The following is a 21967-nucleotide window of genomic DNA, read 5'->3' as shown; positions in this document are numbered from 1 at the left end:
TTATAAAGGGAACAATATAAAAATTGCTCCCTTTTCACTTAATGATTAAAAAATTGAAAACTTAAGTATTACCATACCAAAAACAATTGCTATTACTGACATAAGCTTAATTAAAATATTTAAAGCTGGTCCTGAAGTATCTTTAAATGGGTCTCCTACTGTATCTCCTACTACTGTTGCCTTATGATTTTCTGAACCTTTTCCTCCAAAATTACCTGCTTCAATATATTTCTTAGCATTATCCCATGCTCCACCTGAGTTTGACATCATAACTGCTAAAACAAAACCACTGGTAGTTGATCCACCAAGCAAACCTGCCACCCCATTGGGCCCTAGGATAAGACCAACTGCAATTGGTGTAATAAGTGAAATGGCTGCAATTATTACAAGTTCCCTTAATGCTGATTTAGTACATATATCAACACATGATGCATAATCTGGATCTACTTTACCTTCCATTAATCCTTTGATTTCCTTAAACTGTCTTCTTACTTCAATAACAATCTTACTAGCAGCCCTACCAACTGCACTCATAGTGAAAGAAGAAAAGGCAAAAGTAACCATGGTACCTATAAGCAAACCTATTAAAACATTAGGGTTTAAAATTGAAAGGTCAAACTGAAAACTTAAATCAGGGTTACTTTCTACTAGTTGCTCTATTGAATCTTTATAAGCTGCTATAAAAGCAAGTGCTGTTAAGGCTGCAGAGCCAATGGCAAATCCTTTTCCTGTTGCTGCTGTAGTATTTCCTAAAGAATCTAGTGCATCTGTCCTTTCTCTTACAGATGGATCTAATCCTGCCATTTCAGCAATTCCTCCAGCGTTATCAGCTACAGGTCCATAAGCATCTGTGGCCAAAGTTATTCCTAAAGTTGAAAGCATTCCCACTGAGGAAATCCCAATACCATAAAGCCCTAAACTATAGCTATCAAGCCCTCCTGCCACCACATAACTTATAAGTATTGATAACCCTACTACTATTACTGGAAAAGCTGTGGATTTCATTCCTACAGATAATCCTGTAATAATTACTGTAGCTGAACCTGTTTCTGAGGATTCTGCAATAGCTCTAGTTGGTTTATAATTATCACTGGTATAGTATTCAGTTAAGAAGCCAATTAAAATACCTGCTATAAGTCCTGAAAGTATAGAAAAATATATGCCTATATATTTACTTCCTAAAACATTAGAAACTAAAAAATATGCTACAATTGCAATAATTATTGCAGAAGAATATGTCCCTCGTCTTAAAGCTGCAAGAAGTGATTTTTGAGACACATCTTCTTTTGCCTTAACAAAAAAAGTACCAATGATTGATGCTATGATTCCAATTGCTGCGATAATAAGAGGAAGTGCTACACCATTACCTTTAAGTCCTGCTGAAATAGCCAGTGCTGAGGAGCAAACTATTGCACCTAGATATGATTCAAATAAATCTGCTCCCATTCCAGCAACATCACCAACATTATCACCAACATTGTCTGCTATAACAGCTGGATTTCTTGGATCATCTTCTGGTATTCCTATTTCTACCTTTCCTACCAAGTCTGCACCTACATCAGCTGCCTTAGTAAATATACCTCCACCTACTCTGGCAAAAAGAGCCATGGCAGAGGCACCCATTCCAAATGTAAGCATTGTTGAAGCAATAGATGATGCATCACCATTATAATACCAATTTAAAATATAGTACCATGCACTTATATCTAAAAGTGCAAGCCCAACTACTACCAAACCCATTACTGCTCCACTAGAAAAGGCTACTCTTAGACCACTGTTCAAACTCTTAGTACAAGCATTAGCAGTTCTTGCATTAGAATTAGTAGCTATTTTCATTCCAAGATATCCACTAAGTGCAGAGAAAAATCCTCCTGTTATAAAGGCATATGGAATAAATATAGATACATAATCAAAATAAGAAAGAATTAAAAGCAAGACAAAAATTGCTGCAAAAAATTTACCTACAACAATATACTGCCTTTTTAAATAAGCATTTGCCCCCTTACGTATACTTTCTGCAATATGCTTCATACTGTCAGTGCCTTCATCTACTTTAAAAATTGTATAAGTAAAATATGCTGCAAATAATAATGCCACCGTTGCTCCTACAGGAGCTAAAACTATTAAATTCATATGATTCCTCCCATTTAAACTTTTTTACAATATAAATATATGTTTCATATTTCCTCATATTACATAGTTGGTAAAAAATATTACTTAACATTTATTTTGTATCACAAAAAAGCTACAGCACTAAATATTTAGTACTGTAGCAATAGCTATTTTAAAATCCTCTTCTTTTAGCTTCTTCTCCACTTTCATTTAAAGCTGGTTCTTGAACATTATTATTAAAGCTGTTTTTTGCATATTGATTTTGTCTCTTAGTTCCATTTCTTAAGTAATTTTCCTTGTTATATGTCCTCTTATTATCATTCTGCATTTTTCATCCCTCCTATATATTAAAAATGAGGATTTATTTCATCTCTTTGAATTCTCTTTAAATCCTTCAATCTTAAATGAGTTTCATCCATTATCTTTTCCCAGGGTTCGCCATCAACAATCATTCTCTTTGCTACTGTCTTTTGCAACGCAATGTCAATCTTTTTCACATCATCATCTCCTTGCTATCATAATAATTTTATTTTGCTTAATTTTCATATTTCTTATTCAATTATTAGATAGTTATGAATATACTTTAAAGAACACTTTTACCATATTAATTAAATTTAAGGAGGTGATACTATGGCAAAACAAAGAAGAGGAAAATATCTTAAAGCAACTACTCCTGACTGGAGAGGTACATGCCCTCTTTGTGGTAGAAAAAGAGTAAAACTTGCATGGACAGCTAATGATAGTGCTGGCAACAAGGTAAATGTATGTAAGCTATGTTTTACTAAAAACACTGATAAATAGCATATAACAAAACTTTTATATAGTAACTAAAAAGGGCTTGCTAAACAACAAGCTCCTTTTTTAATATCTCATTACCTATTACCATCTGCCCTATACTTATTCCTTCATCATTGGCAGGAATTTGTTCATTTATATAGACCTTAAAGCCTTTTTTAATTAATTTTTCATATATATTGATTAGTAGTATTTCATTTTGAAATACCCCACCGCTTAATACAACTGAAGATAAATGATATTCTTTTCTTAATATTTCACATAATACAGTGGTAAATTCAATAACAGTATTATGAAATCTCCTGGCTATAAGTTCTTTATCTATGCCATCTATTATATCAATTACTACAGATTTAATTATTGGCTTGCAATCGATTATATAGCTTCCTTCTTCCAAGCAAATATTATATTGATAAAATGACTCATCATCCTTGCAGGATATATTCTCTAAATCTATAGCTGCTTCTCCTTGAAATGTTATTTTATCGTCAAATCCTAATAATGCTGCAACTGCATCAAAGAGTCTTCCTATACTGCTAGCTTTAGGCGAATTGATATCCTTTTTTATTATCTCAGTAATAATTTTATGTTTCTTTTGTTGTAAATGCTTAGGCAAATAAACAGTATAATTTTCTTTAAAAGTATCATATAAATAACTTATGGCCATCTTCCACGGCTCTCTAATCGCGCCTTCGCCTCCTGGAAGGGCAATATAATTTATATGGGCAAGTCTTTTAAATCTTTCTCTATCACAAATAAAAAACTCTCCTCCCCATAGCTTTCCATCAGTGCCATAGCCTGTACCATCAAAAGCAACTCCTATTACCTCTTCCTCTAAAGAATGTTCTGCCATACATGATACTATATGTGCATGATGATGCTGTATTCCAATTTTCCTAATTTCTATTTCTTTTAATAGTTCATTTTGATAAAAATTCGGATGAAGATCATAAAAATAGCTTTTAGGATTAATCTTATAAATTTTTTTCATATGTTCTAATGAGTTTATATAATGCTGCCAAGTATTATAATTTACTAAATCACCAATATAATTACTTAAAAAAACATTTTCTCCATTAGCTATAGCAAATGTATTATTGCTATTAGATCCTAAGGCAATAGTATATGCCATATTTTTTATTTCCATTGCTTTAGGTGCATATCCACGGGCAATACGCATAACTCTTTCCTTGCCTAAAACTACTCTAGAAACAGCGTCATCTATGGGAATATAGATATCACGATTATTCATTAAATAAAAGTCTGCAATTCCTCTTAGTTTTTCTATTGCTTCATGATTTTTATACACCATAGGCTCACCATTTATATTAGCACTAGTCATTACTAATACATCAATATCCTCGCTAAATAAAATATGATGTACTGGCGTATATGGAAGCATTACACCTAATTTTCCATTTTGATAATTAGTAAGCTCCCTTGGTAAAAGAGAATTTCTTTTTTTATCTAAAAGTAAAATAGGTTTTTTATTACCAAGCAATATTCTTTCTTCCAATTCATTTACGTGACAATATTTTTTAACTGTCTCAATATCTCTCATCATTACAGCTAAAGGCTTACCAGGTCTTTTCTTTCTCTTCCTAATTTCATTTATAACTTTAGCACTTTTTGCAGCACAAGCTAGATGAAACCCACCAATTCCCTTAATAGCTACAATCTTACCATTCTTTATTTCTTTTGCAATATCCTTTATGGGATCTTTAGAGATAATTTCCTGTCCTTCTTTATCACAAATAAAGACTTTTGGACCACACTTAGAGCATCCATTGGGCTGAGCATGAAAACGCCTATCTATAGGATTAGTATACTCTACTCTACAAACAGTACACATTTCAAAAACACTCATGGTAGTATTACCTCTATCATAAGGAACTTTCTTAGTAATTGAAAATCTTGGTCCACAATTGGTGCAATTAGTAAAAGGATATCTATAGCGTCTATTATTTACATCACTGATATCTCTAAGACAATCATCACAAGTAGCTATATCTGGTGAAAGTAACGTTATTGCTTCTTCCTCTTCCACACTTTCAATTATTTTAAAATCCGTGTATCCCTCTATTTCCTTATCTATTATCTTTATATCTGTAACCTTAGATAAAACTGGTGGTTTTTCTCTTATTTCCTTAATAAAAGAAATTATATCTTCATGGTAACCTTCCACTTCAATAAAAACACCTTTACTAGTATTGTTTACAAAGCCCTTTAAATTATTTTTAAAGGCATTCTTATAGATAAATGGCCTAAAGCCAACTCCTTGTACTATTCCCTTTATAACAATCTTTTTAGCTATAATCATTTATACTATCCTCACTTTAATTTTTCAACTTCATATTATTCTCCATTTCTCAAATAATTAATTGCTCTTTGAGTATAAGAGAATAGATTTATTTATTTATTTTAGACTATTCTCCCAATAGACTAATAACATATAGATTATTCATCATATTTCTTCTTATTTTTAATTAATTATACCATATTTTACATTATTTTGTTGTAATTATAAAATACAAAACAAAAAAGACACTATATATGAAAGTCATTTTTCAGTTGACATTCATATGTAGTATCTTTTTGTTATCTGCTTCTTCTATTTTTTGCAGCCTGTCTTTCCTTAAAGCTTCCTCTTGATTTCTTAGGTGCTTTAGTATCTCTTGAATCTCTAGGATTTCTATTATCCCTTGTATCATTTGATTTTTTATTTTTTGAATTTTTTGAGTCTTTATAATTTTTAGAGTTTTTACTTCCTCTGCCGCTATTATCTTTAGACTTTCCTTTGCTCTTTCCTTTGTACCCTAAGCCATGAACATCCATATATCTTTGCTCTTTTGATCTTATTAAGCACTTAGGTCCATTACCAATTAAGTCTTCTCTTCCAGCCTTCATTAATGCATCATAAACTATATTATAATTTTTAGGATTACTGAATTGAAGAAGTGCTCTCTGCATAGCCTTTTCTTCCTTAGTTTTAGGTATATAAACTGGCTTCATAGTTATTGGATCAAGTCCTGTATAAAACATTGTTGTTGATAATGTTCCTGGTGTTGGGTAGAAATCTTGTACTTGCTCTGGTTGATACTTAATATCTCTTAAGTATTCAGCAAGGTTTATTGCTTCTTTTAATGTGCTACCTGGATGGCTTGACATTAAGTATGGAATTATATATTGTTTCTTTCCCAACTTTTCTGTTATCTTAAAGAACTTTTGTCTAAAATCTTCATATGTTCTACCAGCTGGTTTACCCATATATTTTAATACTTCTTCAGATACGTGTTCTGGAGCTACTTTTAACTGGCCACTAACATGATGTTCTACTAATTCTTTGAAGAATGTATCATCCTTATCTGCCATTACATAGTCATATCTGATACCTGAACGTACAAATACCTTTTTAACCTTTGGCAAACTTCTTACACTTCTAAGAACACTTAAAAATTCTTTATGATCAACTTCTAAGTTTCTACAAGGACTTGGACTTAAACATTGTTTAACCTTACATGCACCTATAGTTAATTGATGCTTACATGCTGGCTTTCTAAAGTTAGCTGTAGGACCTCCAACATCATGGATATATCCCTTAAAGTCTGGCATTTCTGTCATTTCTTTAGCTTCTTGAACTATAGACTCTTCACTTCTACTTTCTACAGCTCTTCCTTGGTGGAATGTGATGGCACAAAATGAACAATTTCCAAAACATCCTCTTGAACTCATAATACTGAACTTTACTTCTTCTAAAGCTGGAATTCCACCTGCTTCCTTATATGATGGATGATATTCTTTAGTATATGGAAGTGCATATACTGCATCAAGTTCTTCTCTATTTAAAATTACTTCTGGCTTGTTAACTACAAGTATCTTGTCGCCTTGATCTTGAACAATAGTTCTTCCTCTTATAGGATCTTGCTCTTGATATGTAACTTTAAAAGCCTGTGCATAAACTATTTTATCGGCAGTCACTTCTTTATATGATGGAATAACTATATGTTCTTCGTAAACTTCATCCATTGAGTCTACTAAATAACACGTTCCTGGCACGTGTCGTATGTACTTAGCATCAAAACCTTCATTCATGCATCTAGCTACTTCAACTATTTGCTTTTCACTCATTCCATAAATTAAAAGGTCTGCACCACTATCTATTAAGATTGATTTTCTAACTTTATCAGACCAATAATCATAATGAGCAAATCTTCTTAGGCTAGCTTCTACTCCACCTATACATATATTTATTTTGCCATAAGCCTCTCTAATCTTGTTACAATAAACAATAGTAGCTCTATCTGGTCTTAATCCCATTTCACCACCTGGTGAATAAAGATCCTTTTCTCTTCTTCTTTTACTTACAGTATAATGATTTACCATTGAATCCATATTTCCTGCATTAACAAGGAATCCTAGTCTTGGTTTACCAAGCTTCATAAAATCATCAGTGCTATGCCAATCTGGCTGTGCTATTATCCCTACTTTATAACCTTCATTTTCTAAAACTCTTGAAATGATAGCAGTACCAAAGCTATGATGGTCTACATATGCATCACCAGTTACAATAATAAAATCACACTGCTCCCAACCTCTTTCATTCATATCTTCTTTAGAAATAGGTAAAAATCTATTTTTATCCATTTAATCACATCTCTCATTTCTAATTTTTAATAAAAGTATCTCTAATACTTTATATAACTTATATTAATATACCATTTTATTTTGTTCTTGTTAATATGCAATATCTATTTACCTTCATTATTCATATAAAAAAACAAGAGATATTTATTAATCTCTTGTTTTTTACTAGAATGTAAGCGTATTATTTAAATAAGTATTGAGTTTTTTTAACATAAACATATTCTTATCTATATTTTCAAACATTGATAATATTTCATTTTTGTTTAAAGCCATATTTTCTTCCAAGTCATCGAGCATATTTTCCTTTTCATATTCATCTATTAACCCTTTACCAATCATATTTACATTTTTATAAAATTCTAATTCAAGAAATATTTTGCTGTTTTTATCATTGTATTTATTAATTAATTCTAAATACTTTTTAACTCCTTCAATTCCTAAATTACATTTTTCAACTCTACTTAAAAAATCATATTCCCTATTTACTCTTCTTAATAATTCTCTTTTATCAAAAACACTGGCTCTTTCCAAATACTCCATACACTCATATTTATCTAAAGCATCTAGAAATATTGTATTTTCATCTTTGCCAAATGCCTTTGTTATATATGTTGAAGGTATTACTACACATTTTAAGAAACTTATTAATTTTTCCACTTTTGCAAACGAATACCAATTACAATAATAATCATAACTATATTTATTTACTATACAAAACTTTATAACGTATGCATTAGGTTTAAGTGAGACATCATCTTGATTAGCCAAGAAGTTTTGCCAATAATAAATTAAATTATACCTTTTCACCAAATACCTCCTATACATTATTATTTTGGAAAATAATATTTATCTTATATTTTATCCTCTTTTTATATTTTTATTCCTATTTTTATGCTTTATGAAATAAATTTATCTTTTTATCATAACATTTTGATATTCATCTATTGCTTCAGATACACAATTCATAATCTTTTTTTGATAATTAGGATTAGATAGCATAGTATCTTCATTATAATTACTCATAAACCCCATCTCTAAAATTATAACTGGTACCTTAGACCAATTGAATCCTGTTATATCCTTTCTTTCAAATACTCCATTCACCTTAATATTTCCTTCTTTTAATTTTTCCTGTAGTATTGTAGCAAATGTATAACTATTTTCATATATCTCTTTTGTCCATTCACATTCTTTATTAGGCACAAGAATTGTAGCTCCAGTCTTACTGCTATCTAGTAAACTATCACAATGTATCCTGATGGCAATATCTGAATTATTTTCATTAGCTATCTCTGCACGTTCTATATTGCTAATATTTACATTGTTATTATCCCTTGTCATTATTACATTATAACTTTTATTATTAAGCATTTCTCTTAATAATAATGCTGCTTCCAAATTTACTTCATACTCATTCTTCTTAGTGGCAACTCCTTTTGTACCTGCTGACACTCTAGCTTTCTTTGTACTGCTTCCAGGTGCCACTGGCTCCCCCCTAGAATCATATTTAGCTTGATGACCTGGATCAATACATACTTTAAAATTATTATTAACATTTTCATTAGAAGCTTCTGCAGGCTCATAGGCATATGTAAAAAGAGAGCTAGTACTTACTATAACCAAAGCCAAAACTATTATGAGTTTCATAAGATTTTTTATGCATACTCCATTTCCTTCTCCCCTAATTATCCAATACATCACTTATACCTCCTTAATTTTTTCAAAATCCTCTACTTATTACATAGTTTCAACAAAATATGTTTTTTTATACTTTTTTCTTTCGTTCCATTGACATTTTCCATAAAAATAGACATAAACTAAATTTTAGCTTATGTCTATTTTGAGTAAATTATTCTATTACTAGTTCTACTGGACAATGATCTGAGCCAAGAACTTCTGTGTGTATATCTGCTGAAACCAATCTATCCTTCATATCTTCTGATACTAGGAAATAATCAATTCTCCATCCAGCATTATTCTTTCTTGAATTAAACCTATATGACCACCAAGAATAAATCCCTGTAACATCTGGCTTAAAATATCTGAATGTATCAATAAAGCCTGCCTTTAATAAATCAGTAAGCTTTTCTCTTTCTTCATCTGTAAATCCTGCATTTTTTCGGTTAGTCTTAGGATTCTTTAAGTCTATTTCCTTATGTGCTACATTTAAATCTCCACATACGATTACTGACTTCTTTTTTGAAAGTTCTTTTAAATACTCTTTAAAATCATCTTCCCACTTCATTCTATAATCAAGTCTAGCCAGTTCATTTTGTGAATTAGGAGTATAAACAGTTATAACATATTCATCTTCAAACTCTAAGGTAATTACCCTACCTTCATGATCATGTTCTTCAATTCCAAGACCATATTTTACACTTAAAGGTTTTTTCTTTGTAAATATTGCTGTTCCTGAATATCCTTTTTTCTCTGCATAATTCCAATATTGCTCATAACCTGGAAGATCTAGTTCTATTTGACCTTCCTGAAGCTTACTTTCTTGAATACAGAACACATCTGCATTAACACTATTAAAATATTCTAAAAATCCCTTTTGTACACATGCTCTTAATCCATTTACATTCCAAGAAATTAATTTCATTGTTTCCTCCTATGCTTATATCATTATTAATATAAAGGGTGCTTACTGCATAATGCTTTTACTCTATTTTTTAATGATGATAAGTCTTCATCCTTATTTTCTATTGCATCATTTATTAAAGCTGCCACTTCTTTCATATCCTCTTCATCAAAGCCTCTAGTTGTTACAGCTGCTGTTCCTATTCTTATACCTGAAGTAACAAATGGACTCTTTGTTTCATTTGGCACAGTATTCTTATTCACTGTTATTCCAATACTATCTAAACGCTTTTCTGCATCTTTTCCTGTTATATCCTTATTGTTTAAATCAATAAGAATTAAGTGGTTATCACTTCCATTAGATACTAATTTAAAATCATATTTTACTAATTCTTCTGCTAATACCTTACAGTTTTTCACTACTCTATCTATATATTCCTTAAATTCTGGCTGAAGTGCTTCTTTGAAGCATACCGCTTTTGCAGCTATAGTATGCATTAACGGTCCCCCTTGAATACCTGGGAAAATATTTTTATCTAATGCTTTTGCATACTTTTCCTTACATAATATAAGTCCACCTCTAGGTCCTCTCAGTGTCTTATGAGTTGTTGAAGTAACAAAATCTGCATATGGTACTGGTGAAGGATGTGCTCCTGTTGCTACAAGTCCTGCTATATGGGCCATATCAACCATAAAATATGCTGCTACTTCATCACAGATTTCCTTTAACTTTTTAAAATCTATTATCCTAGAATATGCGCTGGCTCCTGCTACTATAAGTTTAGGTTTATATTCTAATGCTAGCCTCCTTACTTCCTCATAATCTATCCTTTCAGTTTCCTTATTAACTCCATAAGAAACAAAGTTATATAATCTCCCTGAGAAGTTAACAGCTGAACCATGAGTAAGGTGTCCACCATGGCTTAAGTTCATTCCTAATACAGTATCCCCTGGCTGCAATATTGTAAAGTATACTGCCATATTTGCTTGTGACCCTGAATGTGGTTGTACATTTGCATGTTCTGCTCCAAAAAGCTTTTTAACTCTTTCTCTCGCTAGTTCCTCAACTTCATCAACTACTTGACAACCGCCATAATAACGTTTACTTGGATACCCTTCTGCATATTTGTTTGTTAAATATGATCCCATTGCTTCCATTACTGCCTCTGATGCAAAATTTTCTGATGCAATAAGCTCAATACCATCTTGCTCTCTTTCTAGTTCTTTTTCAACTAAACTATAAATCTCTTCATCAACTTTTACTAAATTTTTAAAATCCATATTTTCACCCCATTTTTTATATTTTATTAAAATTATAAATATAATCAATAATATATTCAACTATATTTTTATATATATTACCTATTTATTTTATATGTTATAATACATATAGTTATAAAAAAACAATAGGAGATAAAACCATGAACGAAATTTTACAAGTTGCAACATTTGCAGGTCAAATTATTTTGGAAAGTGGCGGAGAAACTTATCGTGTAGAAGATACTATTTTGAGAATTTGCAAAACCTTTGGAGCGGAACAAGCAGAAAGCTTTGTTACTCCTACTGGAATAATGACCTCTATATTACATAAAGGAGAAATATACTCCTTAACTAAAAGAGTGGTCAGCAGAACAGTTGATTTGAACAAAATAGATAAGGTAAATGACTTGTCTAGAAATATTCTAAGTAGAAATCTAACTGTTGATCAATTTAAAGAAGAGCTCATAAAAATAAATGAAGGGGAAAGATATTCATCTATGGTGACATTATTCTTTTCGGCTTTTGGTGCTGGCTCATGTGCAATCCTTTTTGGTGGCACAATAAAAGATATGTTTTCAGCCTTTATTATAGGGCTATTAATTAGGCTTATTACTCTAAAAGGCAACGAACTTAGAATAAACTTTTTCTTTATTAATGTAATTTCAGGTGCCCTTACTGCCATTTTAGCAGTAATTCTACAAAAGCTTGGTCTTGCTAGTGGTATACATCAAACTATCATTGGCTCTATAATGCTTCTAGTGCCTGGTCTTGCCATTACTAATGCCATAAGGGATACTATAGCAGGTGATTTGGTTTCTGGCCTTACACGAGCAGCTGAAGCATTTTTCATTGCTATTTCTATTGCAGTAGGTACAGGTGCAGGTTTAAGTATTTGTATGAGAGTTCTAGGAGGTATTTAATATGTTATTACGTATGTCTTTTGTTTCATTTATAATAACCTTTGGTTTTGGAATACTTTTTAATATAAAAGGTAAAAAGCTTCTTTTTGCCGCCTTAGGAGGAGGACTAAGCTGGTATTGCTATTCCTTACCGCTATCACTAGGCCTAAGCGAAGTTTCCTCATTATTCATTTCAGCTTTAGTATTTAGTACATATAGCGAAGTTTTAGCTAGAATCTTTAAAACTCCGGTTACTTCTTTTGTAATTTGTGCGTTATTTCCGTTAGTTCCTGGAAGCGGCATGTACTATACAATGCTTGCTACCATTAATGGTGACCTACAAAATGCTGTTCATTTAGGAATAAATACCTTAGCTAATGCTGGTACTCTTGCTTTAGGTGTAATTTTTATATCCACCATTACTTCACTTATTTTCAGAGTTAAAAGAAATCATTCCAGTAAGCGCTTTAATCAGCAATAAGCATTAATGATTTAATAATATAAAATAATGATGAACTATATTTATATAATTCATCATTATTTTATAAATGTATTTATAGTTTTAACGAGCTTTTTTATTCTCGCTTCTTCAATACTATCTTTTTCAACACCCATACAATTATTTGCATAATGCTCTATCATCATACTACCAACTTTATTAATAGCAGATCTTATAGCTGAAATCTGAATAAGTATATCATCACAACAAGCATCCTTTTCTACCATACCTTGTATTCCCTTAACCTGCCCCTCAATTCTCTTAAGTCTGTTGGAAATATCTTTTCTATATTTATCATTATCCATTTTCTTTCACTCCTACACTTAACTATATAGGTTATATTGTATCATTTTTTATTAAATTTACAAATCAATAAAAAATCAATTAATAAATATAGCCCTAGATTTTCTAGGGCCATGGTCAAAAAAACATATTATTTTTTTTTAGTTAATTTCTTATATATTTTAGCATCGGTAATTAAATCTTTAAAGTCTTCTGCCATTTCAACTAATACATTACTTTTTTTCATGTTCTTCTTCATGGCTTTCTTCATCTTATTCATAGAATTGTTCTTCATTATAATCCCTCCTAAGTTTTAGCATAAAAAAGCTTATTAATATTTTTTGCAAATATATTATTTTTATGCTTAAGGATAAAATAAAGAAGCTATGCCTTTAAAGCAATAGCTCCGTTTAAAATTATTCTTCTTTTTTAGCGATTACTAATCCTAATTCTTCAATTTGCTTTTCATCAACTACGTTTGGTGCCTCACTTAAATAACAGAAGGCATTTTGGTTTTTAGGGAAAGCAATAACATCCTTAATATTTTCAGTTCCAGCTAAGAACATTATCATTCTATCTAAACCAAATGCTAATCCACCGTGTGGTGGTGCTCCAAATTTAAGTGCTTGTAATAAGAATCCAAATGATTCCCAAGCTCTTTCTTCAGTGAATCCTAATGCTTTAAGCATTCTTTCTTGGATGGCAGAATCATGAATTCTGATAGACCCTCCACCTAGTTCTTCACCATTTAATACTAAATCATAAGCTTTAGCTCTAACTCTAGCTGGATCAGATTCAACAAATTCTAAATCTTCATCCATTGGTGATGTAAATGGATGGTGACAAGCTTTAAATCTTTCTTCTTCTTCACTGTATTCAAAGAATGGGAATTCAGTAACCCAAGTAAAGTTAAATTCATTTTTATCTTTTATTAAATCAAATTGCTTAGCAAGTTCTAATCTTAATGCACCTAAACTTTGTAATACAACAGAATCTTTATCTGCAACGATGAATATTGCATCACCAGTTTCAGCTCCTATAGTTTTAACTATGTTTTCTGTTACCTCATCTGTTAAGAATTTAGCTAAAGAAGATTTAACTCCCTCTTCTTTTAATTGAATCCATGCAAGACCTTTTGCTCTATAAGTCTTAACAAATTCTCCTAATTTATCAATTGGTTTTCTTCCAAGTGATGCTCCACCTTTTAAGCATAATGCTCTAATAGAACCACCATTTTCTATAGCTGATTTAAACACTACAAAGTCCATATCTTTAACAGCTTCAGTAATATTTGTAATTTCCATACCAAATCTTAAATCTGGTTTATCACTACCGTATTTCTCCATAGCTTCATTAAATGTCATTCTCTTTATTGGTAATTGTACATCTACTCCTACTACTTCCTTAAATACTCTAGCAATTAAACCTTCATTTAATGCCATTACATCATCTTGCTCTACAAAGCTTAATTCCATATCTACTTGAGTAAATTCTGGTTGTCTGTTAGCTCTTAAATCTTCATCTCTAAAGCATTTAGCTATTTGATAATATCTATCAAAGCCAGACATCATCAATAATTGCTTATACAATTGTGGTGATTGTGGAAGTGCATAAAATTTTCCTTGATAGTTTCTTGATGGTACTAAATAATCTCTTGCACCTTCTGGTGTTGATTTTCCTAAAACTGGAGTTTCAACATCTAAGAAATTATTTTCTTCTAAATAATCTCTTATTACCTTAGTAGTTTTGCTTCTTATAGCAAATATTTTATGCATATCAGGCCTTCTAAGATCTAAATATCTATATTTCAATCTTATATTCTCTGCTGCATCTAAATCTTCTTTTATATATATAGGTGGAGTATCTGATTCTGAAAGAATTTTTATTTCTTCACATAATAACTCAACCATTCCTGTTGGCATATTTTCATTAGGAGATTGTCTCTTAACAACTTCTCCAGTAACAGCTATACAGTATTCTGGTCTAACGCTTTTAGCTTTTTCAAAGCTTTCAACATTTATTTCCTCACCAAAAACAATTTGCATTATTCCAGTTCTATCTCTAAGGTCTATAAATTCAAGACCTCCAAGCTTTCTATTTCTTTGAACCCATCCCATAAGAGTAATCTTACTTCCTATGTTTGCTTCTCTAGGTTCACCACACATCATAGTTCTTTTTAAGCCACCTAGTGCCTCACCCATTATAAACTCCTCCTAACTATTTAGTATTGCTACTATTTCTTCTATATTGTTTAAATTCACTTCAAACTGCTCACCATCACTCATTCTCTTAAGCTTTGCATTTCCAGTTTGAAGCTCATCATCACCTAAAACTACAGTAAACTTAGCTCCAATTTTATTAGCGTACTTCATTTCTGCCTTTAAGCTTCTTCCCATATGATTTATTTCAGTTTTTATACCTCTAGTTCTTAAAGTATTTGCCAGCTTAAATGATGCAAGCTTTCCTTCTTCTCCTCTAGCTCCTACATATAAATCATATAATCCTTCACTTGGAATTTCAATACCTTCATTTTTAAGTGTAAGTAGAAGTCTCTCTATTCCAAGACCAAAGCCTACTGCCGGCATTTCTGGACCACCAAGTTGCTCTATAAGTCTATCATATCTTCCTCCACCACAAACAGTAAAATCATCATTTAATATTTCAAAAATAGTCTTTGTATAGTAATCTAATCCTCTAACTATTCCTGGATCTACTGTATACGGTATATTTAATATATCTAAATATTTCTTAACTTCAGCAAAGTGACTATCACATTCTTCACACATATAATCTAATATTATCGGTGCATTTTTTGTAATTTCACCACAATTTTTGTTCTTACAGTCTAAAATTCTCATTGGATTTTTGTCAAATCTACTTTGACACAATCCACATAAATCATCATAGTTTTCTTCTAAGAATTTCTTTAATGCTTCATTATACTTAGGTCTACAGTTAGGACATCCTAAGTTATTTATGTTTAAGCTTAGGCTTTTTAAACCAAGGCTCTTTAAAAATTCCATGGCAAAAGCTATTACTTCAGCATCCATTGATGGCTCTTTAGAACCAAAAACTTCTGTTCCAAATTGGTGGAACTGTCTTAGTCTTCCCTTTTGCACATTTTCATATCTGAAGCATGGTATTGCATAATAAAGCTTTGTAGGCTGTGCCTCATTAAATAGTCTATTTTCAATAAATGCTCTTACTACTGGCGAAGTACCTTCTGGTTTTAAAGTAATACTTCTATTTCCTTTATCATTGAAAGTATACATTTCCTTTTGTACTATATCAGTTGTATCTCCTACACCTCTTAAAAATAAATCAGTATGCTCAAACATTGGCGTTCTGATTTCTCTCATCCCATAAAACTTTGCTATTTCTCTAAATTTATTTTCAACAAAATGCCATTTATACGCATCTTGTGGTAACATATCCTTGGTACCTTTTGGTGCTTGAACTTCCATTTACACTATTCCTCCTTTTATCATATCTACACACTGTGTATATGTTTTTGTCCATAAAAAATCCTCTTATTATTTATATAGGCTATCTAATAACTTAATTTTACCTTCAATCATTTCATCAATTCTACTAATATATTCTCTAAGATCCTTTGCATTACCAAACCTTTCAATTCTATCTTCTTTTAAAAATACAGCTTTAGTAACAGCATCTGCTCCTAGTGCTATGATTGTTTGTTTATCTTCAATCATTTGAATATTATAAATACATTCCTTTCCCTTTTTAGAATACCCTAAATTCTCCATGTTACCTATCATATTTTTTTGTCTATACATATAATATGGCTTTAATCCTAGCTCTGAAGCTAAAATTCTACTTTCTTCATACATATCTGCCAGTTCCTTTTGCTTTTTCACTTGGATACCCTTTTTAAGTATGAAGTTTTCATAAAGAATTGATGCTCTTTTTAATGATAGTCCATGTACTGTAAGACTATCTGGATGAAGCTTAAGTATTTCATCCTTAGTATGCTTAACTTCTTTGATACCTTCTCCTGGAAGTCCTATAATCATATCCATATTTATATCATCAAAGCCCATTTCTCTAGCCATATTGAACTTCTCAATAACACTAGCAGAGTCATGTCCCCTTCCAATCATCTTTAATGTATCGTCATTCATTGTTTGAGGATTAATGCTTATTCTTGTAACATTAAATTTTTTCATTGTTAAAAGTTTTTCTCTTGTTATACTATCAGGTCTTCCACATTCCACAGTAAATTCCACAAGTTTCTTATCTTTCACAAAAGCATCATAAACTTCTGACATTATTTCTTCAAACTCATCATTATTTACTGCAGTAGGAGTACCTCCACCAAAGTATACTGATTCAATTGCTAACCCTTTAAGATTAACATATTCTTTCATTGCTCTTATTTCTTTTGTAATCGCTTCTAGATATGGATTTACCATCTTTTTGTTGCCCATTATTGGGTTAGCTGCAAATGAACAATAGAAGCATCTTGTAGGGCAAAATGCCATCCCAACATAAATAGCTATTTTCTTTTCATCTTTATTTACGAAACTTTCCTCCGCTTTAGCCACTTCAATACATAGCTCTGCTTTTTCTCTTGCTGCTAAATGTTTTTCCTTGAAAATATCTATTATTTCTTCATTGCTTTTTCCTTCATTTAAGTATTTTAAAGCAATTTTAGATGGCCTAATTCCTACAAGTATTCCCCAAGGATATTCTTCGCCTGTAATATCCTTTAAAGATTCAAATACTACCTTTTTAATATCTTCTTTTATATTTTCACCAATTAATCTTTCCTTACAGTATTCCTTAAAAGCAAAGACTATTTTATTTTCTTCAATATTAATTATATATTCACCATCTTCCACAAATTTCAGCTCATCTAAGGCAAAATATATATTAAACATTTGATAAACATCATATCTATATTTATGGTCATTTAACGTTATTTTAATTTCCATTTCTTCTCCTTTGTTTAAAACAAATCATCTTGTAAAAAAGGGTTTCTCATTGCTTCATACATTAAAGTTGAACTTGGTCCATGTCCTGGATATATATTTATTTTTTTATCAAGTATCATAAGCTTTTCATTTATACTGTTAATAAGCTCAGCATGGTTTCCTCCATAAAAATCACTTCTTCCAACAGCTCCTTGGAACAATGTATCACCAGTAAATAGTTCATTATCTATTAGGAAGCACATTCCTCCTAAAGTGTGTCCTGGAGTGTGGATACATTTGATTTTCAATCCTGCAATTGCCAATTCATCTCCATCTTTTATAAAATCATAACACTCTGGTAATTTACCAAACACAGTATTATCATTTTGCATACAAAGGATTTCCTTTTCATTTATATAAACAGGCACATTGAATTTATTTTTTAAATCAACAACTGCCCCTACGTGGTCTGCATGACCATGAGTTAATAAAATCGCTTTTAAGCTACAACCTAGTCTTTCTATATTGGCAATAAGTCTCTCTCCTTCATCACCTGGATCAACAGTAACAGCTTCGTTTACTTCTTCATTTATTATTATATAGCAATTCTCCTGAAGCATCCCTACAGGAAAAGTCTTAATTATCATACAAAACACCATCCCTTTTACTAAAAGTTCTTTTTGCTATCTAATAGTATAGTAACAGGTCCATCATTTTGAATGTCAACTTTCATATCAGCTCCAAAAATTCCTGTTTCAACTTTTATACCATATTCTTTAAGCATTAAAATAAATTTATCATATAATTTTTTTGATTCTTCTCCACCTAAAGCAGCCATAAAATTAGGTCTTCTACCTTTTCTACAGTCTCCATATAAGGTAAATTGTGAAATCACAAGCATTTCTCCACCAATATCCATTAAAGATTTATTCATCTTAAAGTTTTCATCTTCAAAAATCCTTAAATTTATTATTTTATCTTTGATATATTTTAAATCTACTTCATTGTCATCACAACTTATTCCAATAAGCACATTGATTCCCTTATTAATAGATCCTACAATTTTTCCGTCCACCACTACTTTAGAACTTGTAACTCTTTGTACTACTGCTCTCATATTTTTCTTCCTTTAATTATTTACTCTATATACATCAATAACGCCTTTAAGATGCCTTATCTTTCTCATAAGATTCTTTAAAATATCCACTGAATCTATTTTAACTTTTATATTAACATATGCTATTCTACCTTTAGCTGATTTTGCATTTACAGCATTAAGTTGAAGATTAAGCTCTGATATTACTCCCATTATATCAGTAAGTAATTCACCTATATCCTCAGCCTTAACTTGTATTTCAGCAATATAAGCTCTTCCATTTGAACTGCCCCAAGAAACATCGACTACTTTAGCTCCATCTTCCATGATCAAGCTTTTTAAATTTCCACAATCTGCTCTATGTACAGAAACCCCTCTTCCCTTGGTAATATACCCCATTATATCATCACCTGGAACTGGATTACAGCATTTCGCAAATCTTATCATTATATTGTCAACACCTTTTACGGTAATTCCTACTGTATTATCAACAGTTTTTCTTTTTGCCTTAAAAATATTTTCCTCAATAATTTTGTTTGTATTTTCCTCAATAACCTTTTCATCTTTACTTTTATTTTCATCTTTTAGCTTCCATATAAAAGACGATGCTGAAATTGCTCCAAGACCTATCAAAGCATATAAGTCATCCATACAATTAATATTATTTCTCTTAACAAACTTTTCATAAGTTTCCCCTTTTGCAATATCTACAAAATGAACACCTTGTTTCTTAAGTTCTTTTTCAAATACTTCTTTTCCTTTACTGATGTTTTCTTCCTTCTTAGACTTTTTAAACCAAGATCTTATCTTACTTTTAGCCTGATTACTTTTAGCAATATTAAGCCAATCTATATTAGGGCCTTTTGCATTATTTGACGTTAATACTTCAACAATTTCTCCAGTTTTAAGCTTATAATCTAAAGGTACTATTTTACCATTAACTTTTGCCCCTACACATTTATTACCTATATCAGTATGTATTCTATAAGCAAAATCAATTGGTGTTGCTCCATTTGGCAAATCAATAACTACACCTTTGGGAGTAAATAAAAAGATTTCATCAGTAAATAAATCTATTTTAAACCCTTCAATAAATTCCTCTGCATCTGCTGTTTCTTTTTGGAATTCAAGCATATCTCTAAGCCATACTAGCTTGCTCTCAAAGTTCTTTTCCTTAGTTTCACTATTGTTATCGCCTTCTTTATATTTCCAGTGTGCAGCAATACCATATTCTGCTGTTCTATGCATTTCAAAAGTTCTTATTTGAATTTCAAATGTCTTTCCTTGTGGACCAATTACTGTTGTATGAAGTGATTGATACATATTAGGTTTAGGCATTGCTATATAATCCTTAAATCTTCCTGGAATAGGCTTATAAATTGTATGGACTATACCTAAGACTTCATAACAATCTTTCACAGTGTTTACAAGAACTCTTATGGCTGTCAAATCAAATATTTGCTCTATGCTCTTATTTTTATTGACCATTTTCTTATATATACTGAAAAAGTGCTTTGGTCTACCATCAATATCTGAGTCAATTCCAGCTTCTTCAAGCTTATTATACATCTCTTCAATAATATTTTTAATGTATATTTCTCTTTCTGCTCTTTTTTCTGCAACTTGCTTAACTAAGTCATAATATTCTTCTTCATGAATGTATCTAAAAGATAAATCTTCTAGTTCCCACTTAATCTTAGAAATTCCTAGTCTGTGTGCAAGTGGTGCATAAATATCTAACGTTTCCATAGCAGTTTTCTTTTGTTTTTCTTTTTTCCTATACTTAAGTGTTCGCATATTATGTAGTCTATCAGCCAATTTGATTATTATTACTCTAATATCATCAGCCATAGCAAGAAGCATCTTTCTAAAATTATCTGCTTGCTGTTCTTCTTTAGACTTATATTCCATCTTAGTTATTTTAGTTACTCCACTAACTAAATTAGCTACTTCTTCACCAAATATTTTTTTTATATCATCATAAGTATATTCAGTGTCTTCGATAACATCATGTAAAAGCCCTGCTACAATAGTACTTGTATCCATTCCTAATTCTGCCAAAATAGTAGCAACTTCTATTGGATGTATTATGTATGGCTCACCAGAATCTCTCTTTTGTTCCTTATGGGCTTCAAAAGCTAAATTAAAAGCTTTATTTACCATATCCATATTAATATTTACACAGTTTTCTTTAATTTTTTTTACTAACATCTCTAACATTAAGATTTATCTCCTTAAGATAAATTTATTACTCTAAAGTCAATGGCTGGTTAACTAACCAGCCATTTTTTTATTAATATTATATATTATAATTCATTTATTTTCAATAAAATTACACATCATATTGTACTAATGACATAATTTCATAACCTTCTAATTTATCTCTACCTCTTAATTCAGTAAGTTCAATAGCAAAATCTAGTGCTACAACTTCAGCCCCTACTTTTTCAACAAGCTTAGCAACTGCATCAACAGTTCCTCCTGTAGCTAATAAATCATCAACTATAGCTACCCTTTGCCCTTTTTTTATAGCATCTTTATGAATTTCTAAGACGTCAACACCATATTCTAATGAATAATCCACAGAAACTGTTTCTGCTGGTAATTTTCCTTTCTTTCTTACAGGAACAAATCCTACACCTAAAGCATATGCTACAGGCACTCCAAAGATAAACCCTCTAGCTTCTGGTCCTAATATTACATCTACATTTTTATCTCTTAAATGTTCTGCTATTCTATCTATTGATTCTTTAAATGCTTCTCCATCAGCTACTAAAGTAGTAATATCCTTAAAACTTATTCCTTCTTTAGGAAACCCTTCAATGACTCTTATCTTTTCTTTAAGATCCATATAATCTTCCTCCAA

At 31.0% G+C, this 21967-nt stretch carries 21 protein-coding genes; 3 read left to right on the top strand and 18 right to left on the bottom strand.

The window, feature by feature from the left end; genetic code table 11:
- Window positions 1-45 precede the first annotated feature (45 nt).
- From Q5O29_RS04265 to Q5O29_RS04255, 3 genes are all read right to left on the bottom strand, one after another.
- Complete coding sequence (locus Q5O29_RS04265; protein ID WP_022211763.1) at window positions 46-2133, bottom strand: sodium-translocating pyrophosphatase; 2088 nt, start codon at window positions 2131-2133, stop codon at window positions 46-48.
- Window positions 2134-2284: 151 nt separating this feature from the next.
- Window positions 2285-2440, bottom strand: a complete 156-nt coding sequence (locus Q5O29_RS04260) for a hypothetical protein (RefSeq protein ID WP_022211762.1) — start codon at window positions 2438-2440, stop codon at window positions 2285-2287.
- 19 nt (window positions 2441-2459) lie between these two features.
- Window positions 2460-2609, bottom strand: a complete 150-nt coding sequence (locus tag Q5O29_RS04255; protein ID WP_022211761.1) for a hypothetical protein — start codon at window positions 2607-2609, stop codon at window positions 2460-2462.
- Window positions 2610-2742: 133 nt separating this feature from the next.
- Between Q5O29_RS04255 and Q5O29_RS04250 the strand changes: the two genes are divergently transcribed.
- The gene (locus tag Q5O29_RS04250; protein WP_022211760.1) at window positions 2743-2913 is read left to right on the top strand and encodes a hypothetical protein; all 171 of its coding nucleotides are present in this window, start codon (window positions 2743-2745) and stop codon (window positions 2911-2913) included.
- Between the two features lie 40 nt (window positions 2914-2953).
- On the opposite strand, the gene hypF is transcribed toward Q5O29_RS04250, so the two are convergent.
- From hypF to glyA, 6 genes are all read right to left on the bottom strand, one after another.
- Window positions 2954-5227 (bottom strand): carbamoyltransferase HypF, encoded by a 2274-nt coding sequence (hypF, locus tag Q5O29_RS04245; protein ID WP_022211759.1) that lies wholly within the window; start codon window positions 5225-5227, stop codon window positions 2954-2956.
- A gap of 278 nt (window positions 5228-5505) precedes the next feature.
- A complete protein-coding gene (locus tag Q5O29_RS04240) occupies window positions 5506-7551 on the bottom strand; it encodes a YgiQ family radical SAM protein (RefSeq protein ID WP_022211758.1) in 2046 nt (681 codons plus the stop codon).
- 165 nt (window positions 7552-7716) lie between these two features.
- The gene (locus tag Q5O29_RS04235; protein ID WP_022211757.1) at window positions 7717-8358 is read right to left on the bottom strand and encodes a hypothetical protein; all 642 of its coding nucleotides are present in this window, start codon (window positions 8356-8358) and stop codon (window positions 7717-7719) included.
- A gap of 102 nt (window positions 8359-8460) precedes the next feature.
- Window positions 8461-9249, bottom strand: a complete 789-nt coding sequence (locus Q5O29_RS04230; protein ID WP_022211756.1) for an N-acetylmuramoyl-L-alanine amidase — start codon at window positions 9247-9249, stop codon at window positions 8461-8463.
- A 151-nt stretch (window positions 9250-9400) separates the two neighbouring features.
- Window positions 9401-10153, bottom strand: coding sequence for an exodeoxyribonuclease III (locus Q5O29_RS04225; RefSeq protein ID WP_022211755.1), 753 nt, complete (start codon window positions 10151-10153; stop codon window positions 9401-9403).
- Window positions 10154-10179: 26 nt separating this feature from the next.
- On the bottom strand, window positions 10180-11412 hold the full coding sequence (gene glyA / locus Q5O29_RS04220) for a serine hydroxymethyltransferase (RefSeq protein ID WP_302631730.1): 1233 nt from the start codon (window positions 11410-11412) through the stop codon (window positions 10180-10182).
- A gap of 140 nt (window positions 11413-11552) precedes the next feature.
- Here glyA and Q5O29_RS04215 point away from each other — a divergent pair, with 140 nt between their 5' ends.
- Entirely contained in the window at window positions 11553-12311 is a 759-nt protein-coding gene (locus tag Q5O29_RS04215; RefSeq protein ID WP_022211753.1) for a threonine/serine exporter family protein, read from the top strand.
- Between the two features lies 1 nt (window position 12312).
- Window positions 12313-12771, top strand: a complete 459-nt coding sequence (locus Q5O29_RS04210; RefSeq protein ID WP_022211752.1) for a threonine/serine exporter family protein — start codon at window positions 12313-12315, stop codon at window positions 12769-12771.
- Window positions 12772-12827: 56 nt separating this feature from the next.
- Here Q5O29_RS04210 and Q5O29_RS04205 read toward each other — a convergent pair whose 3' ends face one another.
- The 9 genes from Q5O29_RS04205 to Q5O29_RS04165 all read right to left on the bottom strand — a co-directional run bounded on the left by Q5O29_RS04205 (window position 12828) and on the right by Q5O29_RS04165 (window position 21952).
- Window positions 12828-13094 carry a metal-sensitive transcriptional regulator gene (locus Q5O29_RS04205; protein ID WP_022211751.1) on the bottom strand — a complete coding sequence of 89 codons (267 nt, stop codon included), beginning with the start codon at window positions 13092-13094 and terminating at the stop codon, window positions 12828-12830.
- 128 nt (window positions 13095-13222) lie between these two features.
- Window positions 13223-13366, bottom strand: coding sequence for a hypothetical protein (locus tag Q5O29_RS04200; protein WP_022211750.1), 144 nt, complete (start codon window positions 13364-13366; stop codon window positions 13223-13225).
- A 121-nt stretch (window positions 13367-13487) separates the two neighbouring features.
- Window positions 13488-15272 carry an aspartate--tRNA ligase gene (gene aspS, locus Q5O29_RS04195; protein ID WP_022211749.1) on the bottom strand — a complete coding sequence of 595 codons (1785 nt, stop codon included), beginning with the start codon at window positions 15270-15272 and terminating at the stop codon, window positions 13488-13490.
- Window positions 15273-15284: 12 nt separating this feature from the next.
- A complete protein-coding gene (gene hisS / locus Q5O29_RS04190; RefSeq protein WP_022211748.1) occupies window positions 15285-16535 on the bottom strand; it encodes a histidine--tRNA ligase in 1251 nt (416 codons plus the stop codon).
- 69 nt (window positions 16536-16604) lie between these two features.
- Window positions 16605-18026: a coproporphyrinogen III oxidase gene (locus tag Q5O29_RS04185; RefSeq protein WP_022211747.1), complete on the bottom strand. Its 1422-nt coding sequence runs from the start codon at window positions 18024-18026 to the stop codon at window positions 16605-16607.
- Window positions 18027-18040: 14 nt separating this feature from the next.
- On the bottom strand, window positions 18041-18652 hold the full coding sequence (locus Q5O29_RS04180) for an MBL fold metallo-hydrolase (protein ID WP_022211746.1): 612 nt from the start codon (window positions 18650-18652) through the stop codon (window positions 18041-18043).
- Between the two features lie 20 nt (window positions 18653-18672).
- The gene (gene dtd / locus Q5O29_RS04175) at window positions 18673-19122 is read right to left on the bottom strand and encodes a D-aminoacyl-tRNA deacylase (protein WP_022211745.1); all 450 of its coding nucleotides are present in this window, start codon (window positions 19120-19122) and stop codon (window positions 18673-18675) included.
- Window positions 19123-19134: 12 nt separating this feature from the next.
- Window positions 19135-21321, bottom strand: coding sequence for a bifunctional (p)ppGpp synthetase/guanosine-3',5'-bis(diphosphate) 3'-pyrophosphohydrolase (locus Q5O29_RS04170; RefSeq protein ID WP_022211744.1), 2187 nt, complete (start codon window positions 21319-21321; stop codon window positions 19135-19137).
- 112 nt (window positions 21322-21433) lie between these two features.
- Complete coding sequence (locus tag Q5O29_RS04165; RefSeq protein WP_022211743.1) at window positions 21434-21952, bottom strand: adenine phosphoribosyltransferase; 519 nt, start codon at window positions 21950-21952, stop codon at window positions 21434-21436.
- Window positions 21953-21967: the final 15 nt, after the last annotated feature.

The organism is Clostridium sp. CAG:265 (assembly GCF_000436575.1).
Classification (GTDB): domain Bacteria; phylum Bacillota; class Clostridia; order Clostridiales; family Clostridiaceae; genus Clostridium; species Clostridium lentum.
The sequence above is the reverse complement of the archived record's forward strand: the minus strand, read 5'-3'. Positions and strand labels throughout refer to the sequence as shown.